The sequence below is a fragment of the Teichococcus vastitatis genome (genome assembly GCF_003604215.1).
In the GTDB taxonomy this organism is placed as follows: domain Bacteria; phylum Pseudomonadota; class Alphaproteobacteria; order Acetobacterales; family Acetobacteraceae; genus Pseudoroseomonas; species Pseudoroseomonas vastitatis.
Window position 1 is genome coordinate 34,203 of record NZ_QXGS01000003.1, and the last position, 23,349, is coordinate 57,551.

The following is a 23,349-nucleotide window of genomic DNA, read 5'->3' on the forward strand; positions in this document are numbered from 1 at the left end:
GTCAGCGCACCGCCATGAACAGGCGGCTCCAGCGGATCGCGAAGGGCCAGGCCCAGACCTCGTACCAGGCGGCGGAACCATCGACGGAGAAGAAGATCCGCTCGGCCCGGCCCACCAGGTTTTCCAGCGGCACGAAGCCGACGCCCGAGATCATGTCGCGGCTGTCGAGGCTGTTGTCGCGGTTGTCGCCCATGGCGAAGACATGTCCGGCCGGCACCACGAATTCCGGGGTGTTGTCATAGGGTCCGTTGTCGGTCTGCTCCAGGATCTCGTGCCGCACCTGCGGCCCGCCATCCGGGCCGGGCGGCAGGGTTTCGCGGAACAGCCGCACCGTCATGCGGGGGCCGTCGCCCTCCACCGTGTAGGGGCCGAGCGCCTCGCGCGGCACTTCCTGGCCGTTCACGTACAGCCGCCCGGCCCGCATCTGGATGCGGTCGCCGGGCAGGCCGACGATGCGCTTGATGTAGTCGGTGCTGTTGTCGCGCGGCAGCTTGAACACCGCGACGTCGCCACGTTCCGGCAGCGAGCCCAGGATGCGGCCGGAGAACAGGTCCGGGCTGAGCGGCATCGAGTGCCGCGAATAGCCATAGGCGTATTTCGACACGAACAGGTAGTCGCCCACCTGCAGCGTCGGGATCATGCTGCCGGAGGGGATGTTGAACGGCTCGAAGGCGATGGTGCGGATGCCCACGGCGATCAGCCCGGCATACACCACGGTTTTGATGCTTTCGAGCCAGCCGCCCGTCTTCTTGGTCATGTTTGGATCGCGCCAGGCCCCATGGGAAGGATGCCGGAGGGGAGGACTGCAGAAAAGCCGCCGCGCCGGTGGCCACGACCAAGGCCGCAACCCCGGGGGGTAGAGCCCGGCGTGGCCCTGGCTGTCAAGGAAGCGGCGGCGCCGGTTGCAGTTCGAAGGCCTCCGCCAGCAGCCGCACCGAGCGCCGCCGCGCCTCCGGATCGTGGATCGGGCTGAGCACCGCGACCTCCTCGGCGCCGAGTTCCGCCGCCATGGCTTCGAGCTTCGTCCGGACCTGCCCAGGCGTGCCGACCGCCGCCCGGTCCCGCATGCGGCCGAGCTTGTCCCGCTCGCCGGGGGTCGCCGGATAGGCCGCCGCCTCCTCGGGCGAGGGCAGGGCCGGGTAGATGCCGCGGTCGCGCGACAGCTTCCACACGGCGCGGGACAGGAACAGCCGCTCCGCCTCGGCCTCTGTCTCGGCGCACATCGCCACCACCGCGATGGCGGCATGCGGCGCCACGAGACGTCCGGCCTCGGCGCGGAACTCGTGGCGGTACAGGGACAAGGCCTCGGCCGCGCCGGCGCCATCGGTGATGAAATGCGCGAAGCCGTAGGGCAGGCCGAAATAGGCGGCGAGCTGCGCCCCGTAATCCGAGCTGCCGAGTACCCACACCTCCGGCCGCGTCGGCCCCTCGGGCTGGGCGCGCACGGCGCGGAAGGGATGGTTCTCGGGCAGCCCCTCGCCGAGCCAGCCCAGCACTTCCTGCAGCTGCGCCGGAAACCGGTCGGCGCCGGATTGCGCGGCGGCGGGATTGAGGGCGTAGGCGGTGCGGCCATCACTGCCCGGGGCCCGCCCGACGCCCAGGTCGATGCGGCCGGGCGCGACGGCCTCCAGCACGCGGAACTGCTCGGCCACCTTCAGCGCAGCGTAGTGCGGCAGCATCACGCCCGCCGAACCCACGCGGATCTGGCGCGTGGTGGCGGCGATGGCGCTGATCAGGATCTCCGGCGCCGAGCCGGCGTGGCTGTCGCTGTTGTGGTGCTCGGCCAGCCAGTAGCGGCGATAGCCCAGCGCATCGGCGAGTTGCGCCAGAGCCAGGGATTCGCGGATCGCCGCCGCGGCGTCACGCCCCGCGGCGATGCTGGACTGGTCGAGGATGGACAGGGAAAGGGCCATGCGATGAGCCTAGCGCGCGGCGGGCGGCAGCGGAAACCCGCACTCAGCCGGGCGGCGCCGCATGGCGCTGCGGAACCCCGTCGAGCGGACCCTCAACCAGCCAGTCCGCGCCGTCGGCCACGGCGAAATCCGGGCCCAGGGGCGCCTTGCCGGCGCCACCCGGCAGGTCCAGCACATAGGTCGGCCAGGCAAGGCCGGTGAGCCGCCCGCGCAGGGCCCGCAGGATGGCGCGGCCTTCGGAGATCGGCACCTCGAACCGGGCAGTGCCGGGCGCGCGGTCGAGCTGGTGCAGGTAATAGGGCTTCACCCGTGCCGCCAGCATGGCGCGGAACAGCTCGCCCAGCGCCTCCGGGCTGTTGTTGACGCCGCGCAGCAGCACGCTCTGCCCCAGCAGGGCGACGCCGGCACCCGCCAGCGCGCGCAGAGCAGCGCGGGCAGGACCGGCGAACTCCCGGGCATGGTTGGCATGGACGCAGAGGAACAGCGCCTTCTCTGTCTCCAGCGCCGCCAGCAGATCGGGCGTGATCCGCTCCGGCGCCGCCACCGGCACCCGCGAATGCAGCCGGATGATGTCGAGATGCGGGATGGCCGACAGCCGGCGGATGATGTGGCCGAGCCTGCGCGGCGACAGCATCAGCGGATCGCCGCCGGTCAGGATCGCCTCGCGCACCTCCGGCGTGGCGGCGAACCAGTCCAGCGCCGCCTCCAGCTCTGCCTCGGAGAGCAGGCCCCCATCCGGCCCCACCACCTCGCGCCGGAAGCAGAAGCGGCAATAGACGGGGCAGGCCAGCAGCGGCTTCAGCAGGGCGCGGTCGGGGTAGCGGTGCACCACGCCGCGGACCGGGGTGAAGGGGGCATCGCTGGTCGGATCGGAGCGCTCCTGCGGTGCCGTGTCCAGCTCCGCCACGTCGGGAATGTATTGCCGCGCGATGGGGTCGGCGGGGTCGGCCCGGTCGATCAGCGCCTGCACGGCGGGCGGGACGGCGATGGCATAGGTTTCCGCCAGGCGCTCCAGCCCGGAGGCGGCGTCAGCCGGCACCAGCCCGGCCCGCACCAGGGCGGCCGGATCGCGCAGGGTGCGCGCCGGGGCCGCCGGCGGCGCGCGATCGGATGCGCCCGGCAGGGCGTGCGGCTTGGTGTTGGCGGAGCCATCGGGCATGGTCGCGCGGCTTACGCCCGGAGAGCCCGCCGCCGCAATGCCCGATCCCGCAATCCTGCCCGAATGGCATCCGCGGCGCCTGGCCGCCCGCCTGCCGGCCCTGCGCCGCCGCGCTCGGCTGCTGGCCGAAACCCGCGCCTTCTTCGCCGCCCGCGGCTATACCGAGGTGGAAACCCCCGCCCTGGTGCCGGCGCCGGGCATGGAGGTGCACCTCGCCGCCTTCCGCAGCGAGTTCCGGCCCATGCTGGGCGGCGAAGCGGTGCCGCTCTGGCTGCGCACCTCGCCGGAGTTGGCCATCAAGCGCCTGCTGGTGGCCGGGTGCGGCCCGGTGTTCGAGATCGCCCGCGTCTGGCGCAATGGCGAGACCAGCCCACGCCACGCTCCGGAATTCACCATGCTGGAATGGTACCGCCCCGGGGTCTCGCTCGACGCGCTGATGGACGAGACGGAGGCCTATCTTCGCGCGGTGCTGCCGCCCCGCGTGGCCGCGGCCGGCGTGGAGACCGACCTGACGCTTCCCTTTGAACGGCTGAGCGTGTCCGAGGCGTTCCGCCGCCATGCCGGCGGCCTCGACATCCTCGCCACGGTGGGGGCGGACGGGTCAGGTAACACCGAAGCCCTGCATGCCGCCGCGCGCGCCGCCGGCCTGCCGCCTCGCGCCGGCGAAAATTGGGAAGACCTCTTCTTTCGCCTCCTGCTGGAGCGGGTGGAGCCGCAGCTCGGGCGGCAGCGCGCTACCTTCCTGACCCACTGGCCCGCGCCCCAGGCGGCGCTGGCCCGGCGCGACCCCGCCGAGCCGCGCGCCGCGCTGCGCTTCGAGCTGTTCGCCGCCGGAATCGAGCTGGCCAACGCCTTCGACGAGCTGACCGACGCGGCCGAGCAGGCGGACCGCTTCGCCCAGGACGTGGCCGAGCGGCAGCGGCTGTATGGGGAAGGCTGGCCCGTGGACGGGGATTTCCTGGCCGCCCTCGGCCATGGCATGCCGGCGACGGCCGGCATCGCGCTGGGATTCGACCGGCTGGCGATGCTCGCGGCCGGCACGGACACGGTGGCCGGAACGCTGTGGCTGGGAGCCTGGCCCTACCCGCTCTGAGCCGGAGCCAGAACTGGCTCCTGCATGGTGTCCAGCGCCTCGAGCGGCCGCCACAGGCCGCCGGTCAGGATCTCGCTGGGACGGAACCGCGCCTTGTAGGCCATCTTGCGGCTCTGCGGCACCCAATAGCCGAGATACACGTAAGGCAGGCCCATCTCCGCGGCGCGCTGCACCAGCCACAACACCGCGAAGGTGCCGAGCGACTGCTTCTCCAGCGCCGGGTCGAAAAACGAATACACCGCCGACAGCCCGTCGCTCAGCCAATCGGTCAGGCAGCCGCCGAGCAGCCTGCCGGAGGCGTCGCGGAACTCGATCAGGCCGGTGGTGATTGGGGTATCCTCGACCATGGCACGGTAGTCGTAGAACCCCATCGCGGCCATGTCGCCATCCTGGTGACGGGCGCGCTGATAGGCCTGGAACAGGGCGAACTGCTCGGCCGTGGCGCGGGCGGGGGCCGCGGTGCCGGTAACCCCGGCGTTGTTGCGCAGCACCCGGCGCTGCGTGCGGTCCGGCATGAAGCGCGCTGCATCGATCCGGATCGGGATGCAGGACTGGCAGCCGGCACAGACCGGAGAATAGGCGATGTTGTGGCTGCGACGGAAGCCGGCGCGCGAAAGGCGGTCGTGCAGCGTTTCCGCTTCCGGGCCGGTCAGCTCGGTTACGACCTTCCGCTCCATCCGCCCTGCCAGATAGGGGCAGGGCAGCGGCGCGGTGGTGTAGAAGAAGTGGGGGCGTCGGGCCGAACGGTGCAGCATGTTTCCGCCATCTTCCGCATCCGGGAACCCGGATGCAACAGCCGGGCGCCGGTTTGTTTTCAATCGGCTGTGCTCATGGCCGCCGGACGGAGCAGCAGGCGCTGCCCGGCGGAGGCCGGAACGCTGCCCAGCGGCAGCAAGGCATTGGCCTGGGCGCCGCCCGGCGCCGCCCCGGCCCAGCGCCGCAGCTGGTCGCCCCAGTGGCGGGACAGGGGATGGCCGGACTGTCCGGTGGCGATCACCGCCCAGGCGCCTTCCGGCGTCGACAAGTCGAACACGGCACGCAGGCCGGCACCCTGCACATGGGTGAAGTCGTTGCCGGCGCCGCGCATGCCGCCGCGATGCACCGTCTGGTCGTCGCCGGGAGACGGCACGGCCAGGGTGGTGAGCCCGCCCAGAACGGGCAGGAAGCGGAGCAGCGGATGTTCGAACCGCGCCTCGTGCGCGGCCCCCCAGCGCCAGGCCGCGGGATCGGCGCCGAAGCGCGCCGACATCGCCGTCACCGCCTCCTCCAGCGCCTGGCTGGCCAGCACGGTGCAGGCGCCGCCCGGGGCGAAATCGGCAGCCGCGCCGCCGTGCGCCGCGGCCGGACGGCACCAATGGGCCCCGCGCCCATCCGGATGCAGCACGAAGCGCAGGAATTCCGGCGTGGCGTCCCAGCCGCCGGCCGGTACCCCGCCATTGCCCAGAGCCAGACGCGCGGCGCGGGGCCACCAGGCGTTGAAGATCAGGGGCTGTGGCCGGTCCACCGTCATGCTGCCGTCCCAGGCCAGCAGGAGGTCACGGGCGGTGCCGGCCACGCCCTCGGGGCGGGGGAGGGCGCGCAGCAGGGGAAGCATCTCCCGCGCGAACAGGCTGACCGCGTCCCGCTGGATGGCGGCCAGATCCTCCGGCGCATGGCGCGGGCTGCCGGCGAGCAGTTCCTGGATGCGGGCGAAACGCCAGTCGCCGAACCAGTCACGGCCGAGATAGGGCTCCGCGCCCGCCGGCTGCACCCGGTTGTTGGCGTTGGCCAGCACGCCGGACGCGGGGTCCACGCGGTGCGGCAGGGCGTCGAAGGGCACGAAGCCATTCCAGTCATGGCTGCCATCCCAGCCCGGGGCCGGCACCGTGCCATCGCCGGAGCGGCGCAACGGCGCCCGGCCGGTGAGAAACATGCCGATGCCGCCGGCCGCATCCGCCACCATCAGGTTCTGCGGCGGCGAGGTGATCCGCGCGGCGGCCTGCCGGGCCTCGGCGAGCGAGGTCGCGCGGTTAAGGGCCAGCAGTCCATCGGCCGCGCTGTCCTCCGGCGCCAGATTGGCCATCGACACTGCCAGCACGGTGTTGTCCGGCGGCCGGTCGCTGCCCTCGGCCAGGTCGCTGACCACCGGACCGTGCCGCGTTTCGCGCACCGTAATGGTGTCCGGCGCCTCGCCGCGAATGGCGATGCGCTCCTGCCGGGTGGCGAACGGATGCGGGCCATCCGGCGTCTGGTATCCACCGCCGGCGAGGCGCTCGACGAACAGGTCCTGGGTGTCGGAATGGGTGGTGGTGAACCCCCACGCCAGCCGCTCATTGCGGCCGATCACCACGAAGGGCACGCCGGGCGAGGTGGCGCCGGCGCGGAACCGCCCGCCGGGCAATTCGATCCGCACCAGATACCAAAGGACCGGCGCATTGAAGCCGAGATGCGGGTCGGAGGCCAGCAAGGCGCCGCCCGTGGACGAGCGGCCCGGCGCCACCGCCCAGGCATTCGAAGCGGTTTCCGGCAGCGGCGCCTCGGGAAAGCGCGGCACGGCGGCGGCCAGGCGGCCGAGGCGCTCCGGCTCCAAGGCGGCGCGGCGGTCCGGATGCCCGGCGCTCTCATCGGCCGGCCACAGCTCGGCCAGGCGTTCAGGCGGCAGAATGCCGGCAAGGCGGGCGCGGTCCAGCTCGGTGCGCCAATTGCCGGACAGCCAAAGCCCCATGGTCTTGGCCCAGAGCAGCGAATCCGCGGCACGCCACGGTTCCGGAGCGCCGAGCAGCAGGAATTCCGGCGCCGCCATGCGTCCCTTGGCGTCGATCCAGGCATTCACGCCGCCGGCATAGGCTTCCATGACGTCGCGGGTGGGGGCCGGCAGCGCGGCGAAATCGGCTTCCGCCCGCTGCGCGAGACCCAGGGTGCGGTTGAAGCGGTCGAGCCGCAGCGCCGCAGGACCGGCGATTTCGGCCAGCCGGCCCGACGCATTGCGGCGCATCAACTCCATCTGGAACATCCGGTCGCGCGCATGCAGCCAGCCCAGGGCGATCGCGGCATCCCGCTCCGTCTCGGCGGTGATGCGCGGAATGCCGTGCTCATCCTCCAGCACGGTGACAGGGGCGGACAGGCCGGGCAGGTCGACCTGCCCCTCGCGCGCCGGCAGCGTCGCCCACAGCAAAGCGGCCAGAGCCGCTGCCATGCCGGGGATCAGGATGGCGGCCGTGACCAGGCCGCGCCGGAAGAACCGGCGCAGCCGGCGAGGGCGTTGTTGCATGAGGGCGATGTAAGCCGGTTCGACGGGCGGCGCAGCCCCGGCTGTGTTAAATCCTGCGCAACATGAACAGGCCGCCGCCCATGATCCGACAGGCCGCCGAGGCGCGCGGCCGAACGGCCGAGAACAGCGTCGCCGCGCGGCTCGAAGCCGATGGCTGGACGGTCCTGGCGCGGCGGTTCCGCAACCGGGGCGGCGAGATCGATCTCGTGGCCGAACGCGAGGGGTTGCTGGCCTTCATCGAGGTGAAGGCGCGCGCCGGGCTGGCCGAAGCCGCCTTCTCCGTGACCCCGCGGCAGCAGGCAAGGCTGCTGGCAGGGGCGGAGGCCTGGATGGCGGCGCATCCCGGCCATGGCGCCACCGGCATCCGCTTCGACGTGGTGCTGGTGGATGGGCAGGGGCGGATGCGGCGGATCACCGATGCGATCCGCCAGGATTGAGCAGCCGGTGCGGTCTAGCGGCCCTGCAGTGCCATCCGGTAGTTCATGGGAACGCCCAGGGTCACCAGCTTGTCATTGCTCAGCAAAAAGGCCGGCGGCGCCGGAAACGGCGCGGCGGTCAGCGCCGTGGTCAGTGCCGCCGCGTCGAGCAGCGGAGAACCGGAGGAGCGCTGGACCTGCGGCGTATAGGGCCGGCCCTGCGCATCCATGCTGAACTCCACCACCACGGTGCCTTCCGGTGTCACAAAGGGCTGGCGCGGGTCCCGCGGGCGGTAGATGGCGGCGCGGAGGCGCTCGGAAACCGCATTGGCCCAGGCGGAGCGCTCGGCCTGCTGCTCGGGCGTTAAGGGCCCCCGGCTGCCGGCGCAGGCCATGAGCAATAGCAGGAACGATAACGCACCAAGCCGCATCGGCACCTTCATCAAAGGGCGCATCCTGCCAGAACTCGCCCTCAGGAGAAATGTGCGTGATCGATCATAGCGCGATGGTTCTGGTGCGGATCTGTCTCAGATCGGCGCGATGCGCACCGCCGCGATGATCACCACCGCTTGGGCGTAGGGATATTCATCCGTCATGGTGAGGCTGATCTGCGCCCCATGGCCCTGCGGCGTGATGGCATCGAGGCGCATCGCCGCACCGCCCGTCAGCCGCAGGGAGGGCTGGCCGGTGGACAGGTTCACCACCCCCAGGTCGCGCCAGAACACGCCGGCGCGGAATCCGGTGCCGAGCGCCTTGGAGGCCGCTTCCTTGGCGGCGAAGCGCTTGGCATAGGTGGCGGCGCGCAGCTTCACGGTGCGGCTGTCGGCCTTGCGCCGTTCCGCGACGGTGAAGATGCGCTCCAGGAAGCGATCGCCGTAGCGCTCGATCGAACGCTCGATGCGGCGGATGTCGACGATGTCGTTGCCGAGGCCGATGATCATGCAGCACGCCTAGCCGGGGCCGCGCGACCTGTCATCCCCCGATCCTAGCCCCGGGACCGCTCCACCTGAATGATGCCGGGGCAGGCGCGCAGCGCCGCCACCACGTTGGACAGGTGGCGCAGGTCAGACACTTCGAGATCCACCACCACCTCGGCGAAATCGGCGGCGCGGTGCGCGAAGCGCAGGTTGTGCAGCTTGCCGTTCTGCTTGGCGATGGCAACCGTCATGGCAGCGATCGCCGCATCCTCGTTGCTGGTGACAACGTCGAGCCGGCCGAGATGCGCGCCGCCGGAGCCGGCCTCGTAATCCCAATCGATATCGAGGAAGCGCTCCGGCGTGGCCGCCAGCGCTTCCAGATTGTTGCAATCATGCTTGTGGACGGTGACGCCCTTGCCGGTGGAGACGATGCCGACGATGCGGTCGCCGGGCACTGGGTGGCAGCAGCCGGCGAATTGCACGGCCATGCCGGCCACCAGCCCCGTGATGCCGTGGCTGGCTTCACGCCGGCGCTCCGTGCGCATCACGGTGGAGCCGGGCTTGCCGCGGGCCCGGGCGAGCGGCAGGTTGTCCATCGGCCGCGGCGGGCCGCGAAGCTCCGGAATGGCGGCGTGCAGCACTTCCCGTGCGCCGACATTGCCATTGCCGACGGCGACGCAGAGATCCTCGAAGGAGCTGTATTTCAGCGGCTTGAGCGCCGGCTCGACCAATTTCTCGGCGAAATCGATGCCTTCCTGGCGGAAGGCCCGGGCAATGGCGCTGCGGCCGGTTTCGCCGAATTCGGAGCGCTGCCGCGCCATGACGAAGCGCTTGATGCGCGCCTTGGCCTTGCCGGTGACGACGAAGCGTTCCCAGGCCGGGTTGGGCGTGCCGCCGCGGGCGGTGATGATCTCGACCTGGTCGCCGTTTTCCAGTTGGTGGCGCAGCGGCACGATGCGGCCGTTGATCTTGGCGCCGACACAGGCGTCGCCCACCTGGCTGTGCACCTGGTAGGCGAAGTCCACCGGCGTCGCGCCGCGCGGCAGGGCGATCAGGTCGCCCTTCGGGGTGAAGCAGAACACCTGGTCCTGGTGCAGGGCCAGCTTGGTGTGTTCCAGGAAGTCCTGCGGCTCGGCGGCCGTTTCCAGGATCTCCAGCAATTCCTTGACCCAGGGATAGCGGCGCTGCTTCGGCACCTCGGCGCCGGGGCTGCCGCCCTGCTTGTACATCCAATGCGCGGCGACGCCGTATTCGGCGATCTCGTGCATGTCCGGCGTGCGGATCTGCACCTCGATCTTGGCGTTGCGGCGCTCCGGCACGGTGACGCCGGTGTGCAGCGACTGGTAGCCGTTCGGCTTCGGGGTCGAGATGTAGTCCTTGAACCGGCCCGGCACCACGCGATAGGCCGAGTGGATGGCGCCCAGCGCGGCGTAGCAATTGGCCTTGTCCGTGGTGACGATGCGGAAGGCCATGATGTCCGAGAGCTGCTCGAACTCGACCTTCTTCTCGTGCATCTTGCCCCAGATCGAGTAGGGCGATTTCTCCCGCCCCGTCACCTCGATGGCCGGGATGCCGGCCTCCGCCAGCTGCGACCGCAGGTCGGCGGCGATCTCGTCGATCAGGTCGGCGCCCTGGCCCCGCAGAAAGGCGAGGCGCGCAGTAATGGTCTGATAGGCGTCCGGCTGCAATTCACGGAAGGACAGCGACTGCAGCTCGGTCTTCACCGCATCCATGCCGATGCGCTGCGCGAGCGGCGCATAGATCTCCATCGTCTCGCGGGCGATGCGGGCGCGGCTGTCCGGCTTCGGCTTGAAGTGCAGCGTCCGCATGTTGTGCAGGCGGTCGGCCAGCTTCACTAGCAGCACGCGGATGTCCTCGCTCATGGCGAGGACCAGCTTGCGGAAATTCTCCGCCTGCTTGGTGCGCTCCGATTGCAGTTCCAGCCGGGTCAGCTTGGTGACGCCGTCGATCAGCCGCGCGATGTCGGCGCCGAAGCGCCGTTCCAGCTCGGTCAGGCTGAAGGTGGTGTCTTCCACCACGTCGTGCAGCAGCGCCGTGGCGATGGTCGCGGTGTCGAGCCGGTAGCCGGCCAGGATGCCGGCCACAGCGAGGGGATGGGTGATGTAGGGATCGCCATTCTCCCGCGACTGGGAGGCATGAGCAGTGGCGGCGATGTTGTAGGCTGCCTCGATCAGCGCCTTGTCGGCGCGCGGATCATAGGCCGCGACCCGCCGGGCCAGTTCGGTGCCCGGGGTCTCGATCACCGGCGCGGCGACCGGTGGCATCGCCGTGGCCGGCATGGCCGGAGACAGCACGGGCGCGGCAGTGCCTGCCGCGCCCTCGGGGGCTTGCATTGCGGGGGAAAGGTCGGTTCCGGCGCCGGTTTTCAAGCGCAACCTGTCACGGGTGCGGGGCTCAGCGACGCCCGCCGCCGCCAAGCTCAGCGGCGATGGCGGCCTCGATGTCGTCGGCCGAGAGGTCCTCGTTGCCGGCGTCCGGCAGCGGCTCCTCGCTGACGTCCATCACGCCGAAGATGTTCTCGTCGGTGGCGATCAAGTCGATCACCTCCTCCTCCACCGGCTCCGGCTCCGGGGCGCGCAGCAGGGACTTGATCAGGTCCTGCTCCAGCTCGGCCGGCTGCACGGTTTCCTCGGCGATCTCGCGCAGCGCCACGACCGGGTTCTTGTCGTTGTCGCGGTCCAGCGTCAGCTCCTCGCCACGGCTGATGTTGCGCGCACGCTGTGCGGCGATCAGCACCAGCTCGAAGCGGTTCGGGATCTTCAGGATGCAGTCTTCGACCGTGACGCGGGCCATGGGCGGCCTCCAAATGCAGAATAATGCTGAACGCCTGAGATAGCCATCGCACCCGCGAAAGGCAAGTTTTCCGAGGGAATCCGGCTTCAGAGGCGGCGCATGGCGGCGGGCGGCAGGCGGCCCAGCAACGCCCCCACCGTGTCCTTCAGCCGGGGGTGCACCCAATCCGGCGCCACCTCCGCCAGCGGCTCCAGCACGAAGCGGCGCAGATGCGCGCGGGGGTGGGGCAGGATCGGATCCGGGCCGTCGCGCACCGCATCCCCCATGGCGATGATATCGAGATCCAGGGTGCGGGGCGCGTTGGGGTAGGGGCGCTGCCGCCCGGCGGCCTGCTCAATTCGTTGCAGGGCCGCCAGCAAGGCTTCGGGCGCCAGCGCGCCCTCGCAGCGGGCGATGCCGTTGACATACCAGGGCGAATGCGGATCGGGCGGATCGGGCTCGGTCAGCCACCAGCCGGACAGGGCGGTGACACGCAGGCCAGGGACGGTGTCCAGCGCGGCGGCGGCGGCGCGGCAGGTGGCCAGGGGCGCGGCACCGCCGGTGCCGGGCAGGTTGGCGCCCAGCGCGACCAGGATCATCCGCGATGCCTCAGCCGGGCCGGAAATCCGGCACCAGCTTCAGCGCGTCGGTGGTGTCGAAATCGCGCAGCACGGCATCGTCCGACATTTCCACCTCCACCACTTTTTCCGCGTACTTGCCGACCAGGTGCCGGGCGCCGACATCGCCGGTAATGGCCAGCATCTCGGGGATGAACTCGCGCGACCATAGCATCGGGTTGCCTTGCTTGCCGCGGAAGGTCGGCATCACGATGGCGCGGCCTTCCTCCGGGTCGAAGGCTGCCATCAGCCGGTCCAGCATGGCGCCCGTCACCAGCGGCATGTCACCCAGGCAGACCAGCACGCCCTCCACCTCCGGCGGCAGGGCCGCGAGGCCGGCCTTGAGCGAGCCTGACAGGCCCTCGGCATATTCCTCGGCATGGGCGATCAGCACGGGGCGGCCGGCCAGCACCTCCTCGACCCGCTGCGCCTCGTAGCCGGTGACGGCGATCACCGGGCGGGCGCGGCTGTCCAGCACGTTGTTGACCACGCGGGCCACCATCGGCACGCCGGCCTTGTCGGTCACCATCAGCTTGTTCAGCGGCGCCATGCGGCGCGACCGGCCCGCGGCCAGCACCAGCGCCGCCACCTGGCGCGGACGGCGCGGCGCGGCGCCGGACTGCGCCTGTGCCGCCGCCTGCTCGCGCGGCAGCGGCCGGGTCTCGATCTCCTTCAGCAGGCCGCCGACCCCCATGCCGGCGATGTCCGCACCAGTGACCTTGAGACCCGCGAAGAGGCGGTGCAGCACCCAGTCGAAGCCGTTCAGCTTGGGGGACCGGGCGCAGCCCGGCAGCACCATGGCCGGCACTTCGCCGCCGGGAAATGGCAGCGCGCCCAGGCAGATCAGGTTTCCCGGGTCCACCGGCATGCCGAAATGCTCGATCCGGCCGCCGGCGCGGACGATCGCCGCCGGCCCGGCGTCGCGCCGGTCCACCACGGCGGAAGCCCCCGCCACCAGCAGCAGCTCGGCTCCCTGGCGCCTGAGCTTGGCCAGCGCTTCGGCGATGGCGTTTTCCTCGTGGCGGCAACGGATCGGCGGCAGCAGCGTGCCGGACAGGGCGTGGATGCGGGCCTCGGTCGCGTCCACCGTGCCTTCCAGGATGCTGTCCTTCATGCCCGGAAGGTCGCTGAGCACCAGCCCGACCTTGAGCGGCCGGAACGGGTGGACGGCCAGCGCCCGGCCGCCCCGCGCCACCACCTCGGCCAATTGTAGCGCCCCGGCAGGGGCGGAGAAGGGAATCACCTTCACCGTCGCCAGCATCTCGCGCGCCGATACCGGGGTGTGGTTCGGCAGGGTGGCCAGGGTCAGGCTCTCGTCCAGCCGGTTCAGGCGGTTCACCAGCGCCTCGTCCACCACGAACAGCCCGGCGGCATCGGCCAAGATGTTGACGCGGCCGGTAGCGGCGCGGGAACGGGCCAGCAAGGGGCCGAGCAGCGCCTCGCCCAGGCGCTGCGCCGCCTCGTTCTCCGGAATGTCGCCGGGCTCCAGCCGGGCGGCGACGATCTCGGCATGGCCGGCGCGGCGCAGGGCGTCCAGGGCGGCGGCGTCCAGCACCGTGCCCTTCTTCAGCACGCGCGGGGACGTGTTCTCGGGCAGGCGGATGGTGTGCGCCAGGATGGCGCCCTCGGCCGCGTCGAGGGGCGTGGGACCGAACTTCATGCGCGCTCCGCGAGGGCCGCGCCGCGGCGCTTGGCGACGATCTCCGCCATGACGGACAAGGCGATCTCCGGCGCGGTAACGGCGTTGATGGAAAGCCCGATCGGCGCTGCGATGCGGGCACATTGGGCGGGCGTCAGGCCGGCCTCCGCCAGCCGGTCCAGGCGCTTGGCGTGGGTGCGGCGGCTGCCCAGCGCACCGATGTAGAAGGCGGAGGAGCGCAGCGCCACCTCCAGCGCGGGGTCGTCCAGCTTCGGATCGTGCGTCAGCGTCACCACCGCCGTGCGGCTGTCCGGCGCCAGGCGCTCCATCGCCTCGTCCGGCCAGTCATCCAGCAGTGTGACGCCGCCGCCGAAGCGTTCCTCGGTGGCGAAGGCGCGGCGCGGGTCCACCACCACCACCGCGAAGCCGAGGCTGCGGGCCATGGGCACCAGCGCCTGAGCGACGTGAACGGCGCCCACCACGATCAGCCGCAGCGGCGGGTTGTGCGGCTGCACGAACCAGGAAGCGTCCTCATGCTCGAGGTTGCCCGCGCGATCCGCGGCCAGGGCGGCTTCGGCCGCCTGGGCCAGGGGCGCCGGCAGCGCATCCTCGGGGAACAGTTGCTGCGCGCCGTCCGACAGGCGGGTCAGCAGTGCCACCGGCCGCCCAGCGGCGCGCGCCGCCTGCAACCGCGACAGCAGCGCCGTCTTCACACCAGCTTCTCCCCTTCCAGCTTCTCCACGAACACCTTCAGCTTGCCGCCGCAGGCCAGGCCGACTTCCCAGGCCCGCTCGTCGCTGATGCCGAAATCGAGCAGCTGCGGCGCGCCAGTGTCCATGGTGGCGCGCGCCACGTCGGCGACCGCGCCCTCGATGCAGCCGCCGGACACGCTGCCGGCGAGGCGGCCGCTGGCCGTCACCGCCAACTGCGACCCGGCGGGGCGGGGCGAACTGCCCCAGGTCTCCACCACCGTCGCCAGCGCCACCGTCTCGCCTTCCGCCAGCCAGCCGGCGGCCGTGGCGAGAATGTCCTCCTGATCGCTCATCGTCTGTTCCCATCCCTTGCGGGGTTACGTCCGGGGGCGCGCCGACAGGGTCTGCACCAGGGCACGCAAGCTGTCGATGTTGTGGACCGGGCGATGCTCATGCACCAGGGGCAGCATGACGCGGATGCCCTGGGAGCGGGGCTGGAAGCCGGCGAAGCGCAGCAGGGGGTTCAACCAGATCAGCCGGCGGCAGGAATGCCGCAGCCGCTCCGTGGCGGAGCCGAGCAGCGCCAGCTCGTCGGCGCCGCCGCGCTCCAGCCCGTCGGTGATCAGCAGCACCACGGCGCCCTGGCCGAGGACGCGCCGGGCCCAGTGCTTGTTGAACAGCGCCAGGGCCTCGCCGATGCGGGTGCCGCCGGACCAGTCCGGCACGATATGGCTGACCATCTGGAACGCCGCCTCCGGATCGCGGTGGCGCAGCTGGCGGGTGATGTTGGTCAGCCGCGTGCCGAACAGGAAGCAGGAGACGCGGTCGCGGTCATTGGTCACCGCGTGAAGGAAGTGCATCAGCACCTGGGCGTAGCGCCCCATGCTGCCGGAGATGTCGCACAGCACCACCAGCGGCGGCGGCCGCACCACCCGCTGCAGGCGCCGCAACTCGAGGATCTCGCCGCCCTGGCGCAGGCTGTGCTTCAGCGTGGCGCGGAGATCGGCGCGGCTGCCCGACGGGTGCGGCCGGAAGCGGCGGGTCGGCCGCTCATCCAGCGGCAGGGAAAGCTTGCGGATCTCGGTCTTGGCGGCGGCGATCTGTGCCGCGTCCATGGCGTCGAAATCCATCTGCCGCAGCGCCTCGGTGGCGCTGACGGTGAGCGTCGCGTCTACCTCCTGCTGCTCGGGCGGGGCGGGAGGCGGGGCGGCGGGGCGGTTGGCCGTCAGCGCCTCGGCCAGCCGGCGGGCGCCCGGGCCGGGCTTGGGCGGCGGCTTGCCGCCCGACAGCGCGTCCATGGCGGAAGCGTGGCGCCCGGCTTCCGGGTCGCGCCACCACAACAGGAAGGCGTGGTCGAAGATCTCGGCATGGTCATGCCGATGCACCATGGTGGCGCGTAGCGCGGCACGAAGCTGCTGCCGGTCGCCGATCTCGACCTGCCGAAGCGCCTCGGCACTCGCCAGCAGCTCGGCCGGGCCGACCGGCAGGCCGGCGCGGCGCAACAGCCGGCCGAAGCCGAGCAGGTTCTCCGCCAGATGCGGTCCATCCGCCATGCTCAGAACGCCGTCCTGGTCAGAACGGCAGGGCCGGGCGCGGTGCGGCGGCGGCCCGAGCCGCGTCCACCAGCTTCGCGGCTTCCTCGCCGCGCAGCTTGGCGATGTCGTCCTGGTATTTCAGCAGGGCACCCAGGGTTTCCTCCACCAGCACCGGCTCCAGCTCGCGCGCATTGAGGGCGCTGAGCGCGGCGGCCCAGTCGATGGTCTCGGCCACGCCGGGATACTTGAAGAAGTCGCTCGCACGCACCGCCTGCACGAAGGCCACCACCTGCGCGGAAAGCTGCTCCGGCAGACCGGGCAGCCGGGCGCGCAGGATCGCCCGCTCGCGCCGGGCATCCGGGTAGTCCACCCACTGGTACAGGCAGCGGCGGCGAATGGCGTCGTGCACCTCCCGCGTGCGGTTGCTGGTCAGCACCACCACGGGGGGCGTGTCGGCGCGCACCGTGCCGATTTCGGGGATGGACAGCTGGAAATCGGCCAGGATCTCCAGCAGGAAGGCCTCGAACGGCTCGTCGGCGCGGTCCAGCTCGTCGATCAGCAGCACGGCCGGCGGGCCCGACAGGGCGGAGAGCAGTGGCCGCTCCTGCAGGAAGCGGCGGTCGTAGATGCCATTCTCCAGGGCGGCCCGGCCGGTTTCGCTTTCGGTCTCGCCGGCCGCTTCCGCCAGGCGGATCGCCATCAGCTGGCGGGCGTGGTTCCATTCATAGGCGGCGGCGGACAGGTCCAGCCCGTCATAGCATTGCAGCCGCACCAGCCGCCGGCCGAGGCCGGCGGCTAGCACCTTGGCGATCTCGGTCTTGCCGGTGCCGGGCTCGCCTTCCAGGAACAGCGGACGGCCCATGGCCAGCGCCAGATGCACCGTGGTGGCCAGCGCCCGGTCCGCGACGTAGCCGCCGGCCGCCAGCAGCGCCTCGGTGTCCGCGACGGTCGCCGGCATGGGCGGTGGCGGAAGCGTGGCCACCGCTCAGCCCAGCACGAACAACAGGAACAGGATCACCGCGAACGCCGCCGAGCCGATCCAGAACACGATGGGCAGGCCCATGATCTCGGACGGCACCAGGGCGAAGATGGAGACCGGCTGGGCCGGCGGCAGGGCGGGGCGGTGGCGCGCCGGGGCGCCCGGCGTGGTGACGGAGGCCGGGCGGCCGCCGGGCGGCGTTTCGCCGGCATGCTCGGCCAGGCCCACGCCGATCAGGGTGGCGGCGCCCAGCCGCTCGGTGGTGGAGGAATTGCCGATCTCCGTGCCGGGCGCGGGCGTCGGCACGGTGCCCTCCGGCAGCTCCGGCTCGGCCGAGGGACGGGGCGCCGCCGGCTGGCCGGCCGGCCCCTTCACGTCGGCCGCGCCATTCGCCGCCTCCGGCCCGGCCGTGTCGGTGGCCACGATGGCGGCGAAGCGGTTGAAGAACTGGTCGGCCATCTGCTTGGAGGTGCTGTCGATCAGCCGGGCGCCGAGCTGGGCCATTTTGCCGCCGACCTGCGCCTTCACCCCATATCTCAGCAGCGTCGATTGCGGCCCCTGTTCCTCCAGGCTGACATCGGCACCGCCCTTGGCAAAGCCCATGGCCCCGCCATTGCCTTCGCCGCTGATGGTGTAGGACGCCGGCGGGTTGAGGTTCTCCAGCTTCACCTTGCCGTTGAACCGCGCCGACATGGGGCCGATCTTGATGGCCACGCGGGCCTGGAAACCGTTCTCGCCGTCCCGCTCGATGGATTCGCAGCCGGGGATCGAGGCACGCAGCACCTCCGGATCGTTCAGCCCTTCCCAGACAACCTGCCGCGGTGCCCCGATGCTGCGCTCGCCCGTCATTTCCATGGTGCGTCTCCCTCTTCTCTGCCCGGATCGCATCCGACCGGAGTCCCGCCGGGCCACCGTGGCCCCGCCCTGCCTGTATCCGCCTTACGGCCAAGCCCGAAGTCGCAGGCTAGGACGCATGACGGAAACGGGAAAGGGCGGGGCGGCCGGATGGTTGCGGCTCAGCCGAGCAGCCAGCGCAGCGAACGGCGGAGTTGGGCGGCGCCGTCACGCTCGAACCAGCGTCCGTGCGCGAAGATGACCCGCTCGGGCTGCAGCGCCAGCAGCCGCGCCGCGGCGTCCGCCGCCTCGCGCTGATGCCAGCGGACCACGGCGCGCAGATAGGGCGGCGGCATGCCGTCCGGGGCGGTCACGCCGAACAGGCGGGCCACGCCGCGCATCGCCCAGGGCAGTTTCGACGGCTCGAAGTTCATTGCCATGTCGGTCAGCACCAGGGTGGCCGAAGGATGGTGGAACAGCGCCATCTCGCGGAAGCCGCCGCCACCCCGCACCTCAATCAGCCGCAGCACGTTGCCCCATTCGGCTGGCACGGATTCTCCGAGGTCACGGTCAAGCCGCACCCCGCTGCGGCGGACCTGGCCGCGATCACGCAAGCCGGGCGCGGCCCAGGTCATGGCGTCGCGACAATGGCGCTGCCATTCCTCCAGAAACGTCCAGTGGACGATGTTGGGCGCCACCAAGTGGCGGATCGGCCCGATCCGTTCCAGCTCCTCCCAGAGGCGGAAATCGAAGCGGGTCGGCGAATGCAGCAGCAGGTCGCCGTCGGGCAGGCGGAACACCGTCATGCGCACGGGCAGCGTCACGCCCAGGGCCGCGGACATGATGCTGTCGACGACGAACACATCCTCCGCCACCGGCTTCAACCGGTCGAGCGGCGGATAGCCGATGGTGGCCGCCGCATCCTCCCCGGTGCTGCCCAGGAGGCGCGTCGCCATCGTGCCCTGCCCGGGGCCGCTGCGGGGCTGCGCGCTGCTCAGCGCCACCACTGCCAACTCTGCGAGGCCGAGGCCGATCAACAGCGCCCTCGCATCATCCGGTTGCCGGCGCATGGTGAGCCCGGCCAGCACCAGCGCCGCCCCGCCAGCGGCATCCAGCGCCAAGTGCTGGCGCATGCTGATTGCCGGGGTCAGGCCGGCCTCGTAGTCGGTGGCGGCCGAATAGCTGGCATGGAAGGCACCGGCGCCGCCGAGCACCGCCCGCACCGCCGGGGGCAAGGCACGGTTGGCAGCGAGGCCGCCCAGCGCCGCCGCCACCGTGTAGTCGATCGCGCCGTGCAAACGGGTCGGGATCATGGGCGCTGCTCCCTCAGATGCCGGCCTTGGCCCCGCTTTCCTTGAGCATGGCGAATTTCCGCACCAGCGGATCCAGGTTGTCGGCGCACCACTGGGCCATGCGCTCTTCCTCGCGCAGGGATTCCTGCAGCGCGGCCGGCGCCGTGGTGTCCCCGGCGAGGTCAGCCAGCGTCAGCAGCGATTTGTAGGACGCGATCTCGAAATGCTCGAAGGCGTAGTTGGCCAGGGAGTTCTTCAGGATCTCGTCCTGCATCGGCGCATGGGCCAGCGCCGCCATGTTGCCCATCAGCCCGGTGATGAAGTCCTTCACCCCGGAACTGGAGGAGCCCAGCCCTTCCAGGATGGTGTCGAGGCGGGCGCGCTGCTGCTCGCTCTCGGTGATGTGGCGGCGCAGCGCATCTTCCACCTCCGGATAGCTTTGCAGCCGGTCCACCTGGCGGGACAGCAATTCGATGGCCTGGGTTTCCAGCGCCCGGGCATTGACCAGGCCTGTGATGTAGAGGTCGCGGCGGCTTTCCTGCATGGACGGATTCTCCGGCTGAACAACGGAAGCCGGGACGGGCCCGGCATGCGCGGCGTGATGCGGAGCCGCGCATGCAACAGGAACGGCGCGGGGCCGGGCGGCGTTTTAGAAAAACTGTTCAAGGAGTTGTCAGGCTGGCCAAGCTCGAGTTCCGTGCCGGTGCCAGCCCGAGCGCCTCCAGCACCCCGGCGTCCAGCCCGCCGGCGGGGGGCAGGGCGGCCTCGGCCCGCAGGGCGGCAATGCCTGCCAGGCTGCGGCGGCCGATCACGCCATCCACCGAACCATCGTAAAGGCCCCGCGCCTTCAGGGCTGCCTGCACCGCCCTCAACGTCGCCACCGGCAGGCTGCCGGGCGTGTTCCAGGGAATGCAGCGCTGCGCGCGCTCAAGCCAGGCGAAGCGGTCCTGCAGGCCGATCAGGCCGCCATTGATGCGACGGGTCAGTGCGGTGTAGTCGCCGGCATCGGCAAGGGCGTTGAGGCGCTTCCAGGACCAGAAGCCGCAGGCCACCGCCAGCGCGTGCTCCGGCTCGTTGGCCAGATCCGGGGATGCCAGCAGGTCCAGCCCGGCGCGCCGTCCCACTTCGGCATAGGCCTCCCGCCCGGTGATCTGGATGTAGCCGCGGCCGCGAAAGCGGAAGCCGTCTCCCGGATGCAGATTGCCCATGCGGCCGTCGTACACCTTGGCCGCCAGCTTCTCGGGATCGCCCGCGAAGGGCAGGGCGGCCTCGGGCGTGGGGAAGCGCGCCGGCCAGATCTGCATCAGGCGCGGCGCAGAATAAAACAGGTTCTCCGAGCGTGCCTGAAGACCGGAAGATTCATGGCCCGCTTGGGCGAGAAAGAAATGGCACCGCTGCGCGGTCGAATCGAGCCCGCCAGCGCGGAACAGGGCAGCACCGCGCGTGGCGAAAGCCAGAAGATGGTCGGCTGAGGCGGCGGGATACAGCAGCCGAAGACGGGAAAGAGCAAACATGAAAGGCTCCATCACGAACAGGACTATGATCCTATATACGTGAGAGAGTCAGAAGGAAAGGAATATAATCTTATGCTGGGGGAAGTTCCACCGCGTAGCGGCTCAAGGTCGGAACCTCCCGGATCATCTTTCGGTTATGCAGATAGCGTGCGAAGCGGTGGTAGCGGTTGGCATCCAGGGCGGCCGGGCTGAGCGAGAACCGGTTCAGCGTGTCGCGGAAGGCACGCCGGTTCAGTTCGTTGTCCAGCTCCTTGCGCGGGCCATCGATGAACATGCGCCAGGATTCATCCGGGTTGTTCACCAGAAAGGTGGTGGCGGCCTCCAGGGCATCCATGAAGCGGCGCAGCGCCGCGTCCTTGGTCCGGTCCGTATGGGCGACGTAGATCAGTTCGTCATAGATCGGCATGCCATGCTGCTCAGGAAAGAAGGCGCGGCCGGGCCGTCCTTCCAGTTCGAGCTGATGCAGTTCGAAGTTGCGAAAGCCGCCGAGGATGGCCTGCACCTGCCCCGACATCAGGGCCGAGGACAGGCCGAAATTGACGTTCACCAGCGTGACGTCGCGGGAGGACAGGCCGGCGGAGCCGAGAATGGTATCCACCGCCAGTTCCTCGAACCCTGCCGTGGAGAAGCCGATCTTCTGCCCCTTCAGATCGGAGAGCTGCTTGATCGGCCCGTCCCGCAACACGGACAGGGTGGACAGCGGCGTTGCCACCAGTGTGCCGACCCGTGCCAGGGGCAGACCCTGATCCACTGCAAGGTACAGGTTCTTTTGGTAATAGACGCCGAGATCGGCCTGCTTCGCCGCCACCAGCCGCGGCGGATCGTTCGGATCGGCCGGCGCGATGATGCGCACATCCAGCCCGGCCTGGGCGAAATGGCCGCCCTCCCGTGCCACGATGATCGGCGCGTGATCCGGGTTGACGAACCAGTCGAGCATCAGGGTCAGCGCTGTGGGGGTGCCGGGGGCAGCGGGGTTGGTGGGCGCCGCGGCCGGCGCCTGCGCGAGGGCGGCCGTGGGCAGCGCCAGCGCGGCCAGGGGTGCCATCAGCGCCGGCAGCGCGCGGCGGGACAGATCGGTCATGCGGTTCCTCCGGGAGTGTTCTTCGGGATGTCGTCGTCGTGCAGCGCGTCGGGCTGCCAGGGCAGCAGCGCCCGCAACAGGCGGTCGATGGCGAACCACAGCGCCATGGCCATTGCCGCGAGCACGGCCAGCGCCGCGAACATCATGTCCGTCTGGCTGCGGCCATTGGCCTGCAGCATGACGTAGCCGAGCCCGGCCGAGGCACCGACCCATTCGCCCACCACCGCGCCGATTGGCGCCACGGCGGCCGCGACGCGGAGACCGGACGCTAGGCCAGGCAGCGCCGCCGGCACGCGGATGCGCCACAGCATCGCGAAGCGGGAGGCGCCCATGGTCGCCGCCAGATCGAGCCAGCCCGGCTCCGTCCGCCGCAACCCGTCATAGAAAGCGGTCGCCACCGGAAAGAAGATGATAATGGTGGCCATGGCGATCTTGCTGGCCAGGCCGAAGCCCAGCCAGAGCGTGAGCAGCGGCGCGATGGCGAAGACCGGAATAGCCTGGCTGGCCACCAGCAGCGGCAGCAGCCAGCGCCGCCCGCCGCGCCACAGCGCCAGTGCGAGCGCCACCAGCACGCCCAGCAGGGTGCCGAGCAACAGGCCGAGCAGGATCTCCGTGCCGGTGGTCAGAGCATGGCCCCACAGGATGTCCCAGCGCGCCTGCAGCACCTGCGCCACGCGCAGCGGCGCCGGCAGCAGGAAGGGTGGCACGCCGGTGAGCCGGACAAAGCCTTCCCACAGCAACAGCAGCCCGAAAGCCGCCAGCAGCGGCCTCATGCCATGTCCGCCAGGCGTTCCAGCAGCGTCGCCTGGGCCGCCATCACCGCGGGATCCTGCGCGGCGCGAGGCGTGGAAGTGCCGGGCACCGGGTGCTCTTCCGGCAATGCACCGCCGGCAGCCGGGCGCAGCACCAGCACTCGATCCGCCAGGCGCAGCGCTTCCAGCGGATCATGCGTCACCAGAACCACGGTGCGGCCGCGCAGCAGGCCGGCGGCCAGGGTCTGCAACCGGTGGCGCGTCGGTGCATCGACGGCCGAGAACGGCTCGTCCATCAGCACCACGGGGCGGTCTTCCATCAGCGTGCGGGCCAACGCGGCGCGCTGCCGCATGCCGCCCGAAAGCTCCGCCGGGCGGGCGGCCTCTCGGCCTTGCAGCCCCACCTCGGCGATCAGGGCCCGGGCGCGGCCGAGGTCCGGCCGCTGGCCGCGCAGCCGGGCACCGAGGGTGACGTTGCCGAGCAGGTCGAGCCAGGGCAGCAGCAGATCCTGCTGCCCCATCCAGGCCGTCAGCGCATGGGCGGAGTGATCAAGCCGCGCACCCGGCGGCAGCGGCAGCAGCCCGGCGAGCAGCCGCAGCAGGGTGGACTTGCCGACGCCGGAGGGGCCGAGCAGTGCAGTGGTGCGCCCGGCCGCAAAATCGAAGCGGGCCGAGCCAATGATATCGCGGCCGCCGAGGCGGATTCTGGGCAGACTGAGGCCGATAGACGGCGCCATGCGAAACCACCGATCCCTTCGCCGGCATGACCCGGATCAGGTTCAAGGGGTCGCAGGGCCCATCCCTGCCTCTCAGCCCGACGCGTCGGGCTCCCCCTGGGGAACTAGACGTTCCTATGGTGGAGCGACAATCTTG

The 23,349-nt window shown here is 71.0% G+C and carries 24 protein-coding genes and 1 riboswitch; of the genes, 2 read left to right on the forward strand and 22 right to left on the reverse strand.

Annotated elements, in window-relative coordinates; all coding sequences use genetic code 11:
- Position 1: 1 nt before the first annotated feature.
- From lepB to D2K64_RS06235, 3 genes are all read right to left on the reverse strand, one after another.
- On the reverse strand, positions 2-757 hold the full coding sequence (gene lepB / locus D2K64_RS06225; protein WP_120007376.1) for a signal peptidase I: 756 nt from the start codon (positions 755-757) through the stop codon (positions 2-4).
- Between the two features lie 124 nt (positions 758-881).
- Positions 882-1,913: an LLM class flavin-dependent oxidoreductase gene (locus tag D2K64_RS06230; RefSeq protein WP_120007377.1), complete on the reverse strand. Its 1,032-nt coding sequence runs from the start codon at positions 1,911-1,913 to the stop codon at positions 882-884.
- Between the two features lie 43 nt (positions 1,914-1,956).
- Positions 1,957-3,072: a lysine-2,3-aminomutase-like protein gene (locus D2K64_RS06235; RefSeq protein ID WP_120007378.1), complete on the reverse strand. Its 1,116-nt coding sequence runs from the start codon at positions 3,070-3,072 to the stop codon at positions 1,957-1,959.
- Between the two features lie 37 nt (positions 3,073-3,109).
- On the opposite strand from D2K64_RS06235, the gene epmA reads away from it, so the two are divergent.
- Positions 3,110-4,165 carry an EF-P lysine aminoacylase EpmA gene (gene epmA, locus D2K64_RS06240; RefSeq protein ID WP_120007379.1) on the forward strand — a complete coding sequence of 352 codons (1,056 nt, stop codon included), beginning with the start codon at positions 3,110-3,112 and terminating at the stop codon, positions 4,163-4,165.
- On the opposite strand, the gene D2K64_RS06245 is transcribed toward epmA, so the two are convergent.
- On the reverse strand, positions 4,153-4,920 hold the full coding sequence (locus D2K64_RS06245) for an arginyltransferase (protein WP_120007380.1): 768 nt from the start codon (positions 4,918-4,920) through the stop codon (positions 4,153-4,155). The two genes, epmA and D2K64_RS06245, sit on opposite strands and share 13 nt — an antisense overlap.
- Positions 4,921-4,979: 59 nt before the next feature.
- Positions 4,980-7,415: a penicillin acylase family protein gene (locus D2K64_RS06250; RefSeq protein ID WP_120007381.1), complete on the reverse strand. Its 2,436-nt coding sequence runs from the start codon at positions 7,413-7,415 to the stop codon at positions 4,980-4,982.
- A gap of 80 nt (positions 7,416-7,495) precedes the next feature.
- Between D2K64_RS06250 and D2K64_RS06255 the strand changes: the two genes are divergently transcribed.
- A complete protein-coding gene (locus D2K64_RS06255; protein ID WP_120007382.1) occupies positions 7,496-7,852 on the forward strand; it encodes a YraN family protein in 357 nt (118 codons plus the stop codon).
- 14 nt (positions 7,853-7,866) lie between these two features.
- Here the strand turns inward: D2K64_RS06255 and D2K64_RS06260 are convergent, their stop codons facing one another.
- The 17 genes from D2K64_RS06260 to D2K64_RS06340 form a co-directional block, all read right to left on the reverse strand.
- On the reverse strand, positions 7,867-8,274 hold the full coding sequence (locus D2K64_RS06260) for an energy transducer TonB (RefSeq protein ID WP_157985742.1): 408 nt from the start codon (positions 8,272-8,274) through the stop codon (positions 7,867-7,869).
- Positions 8,275-8,358: 84 nt separating this feature from the next.
- On the reverse strand, positions 8,359-8,772 hold the full coding sequence (acpS, locus tag D2K64_RS06265; protein ID WP_120007384.1) for a holo-ACP synthase: 414 nt from the start codon (positions 8,770-8,772) through the stop codon (positions 8,359-8,361).
- Positions 8,773-8,816: 44 nt separating this feature from the next.
- Entirely contained in the window at positions 8,817-11,048 is a 2,232-nt protein-coding gene (locus D2K64_RS06270) for a RelA/SpoT family protein (RefSeq protein ID WP_370764552.1), read from the reverse strand.
- A 115-nt stretch (positions 11,049-11,163) separates the two neighbouring features.
- A complete protein-coding gene (rpoZ, locus tag D2K64_RS06275) occupies positions 11,164-11,562 on the reverse strand; it encodes a DNA-directed RNA polymerase subunit omega (protein WP_120007386.1) in 399 nt (132 codons plus the stop codon).
- An 86-nt stretch (positions 11,563-11,648) separates the two neighbouring features.
- Positions 11,649-12,140, reverse strand: a complete 492-nt coding sequence (gene folK / locus D2K64_RS06280; protein ID WP_120007387.1) for a 2-amino-4-hydroxy-6-hydroxymethyldihydropteridine diphosphokinase — start codon at positions 12,138-12,140, stop codon at positions 11,649-11,651.
- Between the two features lie 10 nt (positions 12,141-12,150).
- A complete protein-coding gene (locus D2K64_RS06285) occupies positions 12,151-13,818 on the reverse strand; it encodes an NTP transferase domain-containing protein (RefSeq protein ID WP_120007388.1) in 1,668 nt (555 codons plus the stop codon).
- Positions 13,815-14,510: an XdhC family protein gene (locus D2K64_RS06290; RefSeq protein WP_120007389.1), complete on the reverse strand. Its 696-nt coding sequence runs from the start codon at positions 14,508-14,510 to the stop codon at positions 13,815-13,817. The genes D2K64_RS06285 and D2K64_RS06290 overlap by 4 nt, the downstream gene beginning before the upstream one ends.
- Positions 14,507-14,842 carry an XdhC family protein gene (locus tag D2K64_RS06295; RefSeq protein WP_120007390.1) on the reverse strand — a complete coding sequence of 112 codons (336 nt, stop codon included), beginning with the start codon at positions 14,840-14,842 and terminating at the stop codon, positions 14,507-14,509. Before D2K64_RS06295 ends, D2K64_RS06290 begins: the two co-directional genes overlap by 4 nt.
- A gap of 24 nt (positions 14,843-14,866) precedes the next feature.
- A complete protein-coding gene (locus tag D2K64_RS06300; protein WP_202910527.1) occupies positions 14,867-16,042 on the reverse strand; it encodes a vWA domain-containing protein in 1,176 nt (391 codons plus the stop codon).
- Positions 16,043-16,061: 19 nt separating this feature from the next.
- On the reverse strand, positions 16,062-16,982 hold the full coding sequence (locus D2K64_RS06305) for an AAA family ATPase (RefSeq protein ID WP_120007392.1): 921 nt from the start codon (positions 16,980-16,982) through the stop codon (positions 16,062-16,064).
- Positions 16,983-17,009: 27 nt separating this feature from the next.
- Positions 17,010-17,858, reverse strand: coding sequence for an SRPBCC family protein (locus D2K64_RS06310; protein ID WP_120007393.1), 849 nt, complete (start codon positions 17,856-17,858; stop codon positions 17,010-17,012).
- A 161-nt stretch (positions 17,859-18,019) separates the two neighbouring features.
- Positions 18,020-19,150, reverse strand: a complete 1,131-nt coding sequence (locus D2K64_RS06315; RefSeq protein WP_202910529.1) for a DUF4336 domain-containing protein — start codon at positions 19,148-19,150, stop codon at positions 18,020-18,022.
- Positions 19,151-19,163: 13 nt separating this feature from the next.
- The gene (locus D2K64_RS06320; protein WP_120007394.1) at positions 19,164-19,673 is read right to left on the reverse strand and encodes a ferritin-like domain-containing protein; all 510 of its coding nucleotides are present in this window, start codon (positions 19,671-19,673) and stop codon (positions 19,164-19,166) included.
- Positions 19,674-19,791: 118 nt separating this feature from the next.
- Positions 19,792-20,643, reverse strand: coding sequence for a hypothetical protein (locus tag D2K64_RS06325; protein ID WP_157985743.1), 852 nt, complete (start codon positions 20,641-20,643; stop codon positions 19,792-19,794).
- A 70-nt stretch (positions 20,644-20,713) separates the two neighbouring features.
- Positions 20,714-21,724, reverse strand: coding sequence for an ABC transporter substrate-binding protein (locus D2K64_RS06330; protein ID WP_120007396.1), 1,011 nt, complete (start codon positions 21,722-21,724; stop codon positions 20,714-20,716).
- A complete protein-coding gene (locus D2K64_RS06335) occupies positions 21,721-22,497 on the reverse strand; it encodes an ABC transporter permease (protein WP_120007397.1) in 777 nt (258 codons plus the stop codon). Before D2K64_RS06335 ends, D2K64_RS06330 begins: the two co-directional genes overlap by 4 nt.
- Positions 22,494-23,213: an ATP-binding cassette domain-containing protein gene (locus D2K64_RS06340; RefSeq protein WP_120007398.1), complete on the reverse strand. Its 720-nt coding sequence runs from the start codon at positions 23,211-23,213 to the stop codon at positions 22,494-22,496. The genes D2K64_RS06335 and D2K64_RS06340 overlap by 4 nt, the downstream gene beginning before the upstream one ends.
- Positions 23,209-23,320: riboswitch (TPP riboswitch) on the reverse strand. It overlaps the preceding gene by 5 nt.
- Positions 23,321-23,349 lie beyond the last annotated feature (29 nt).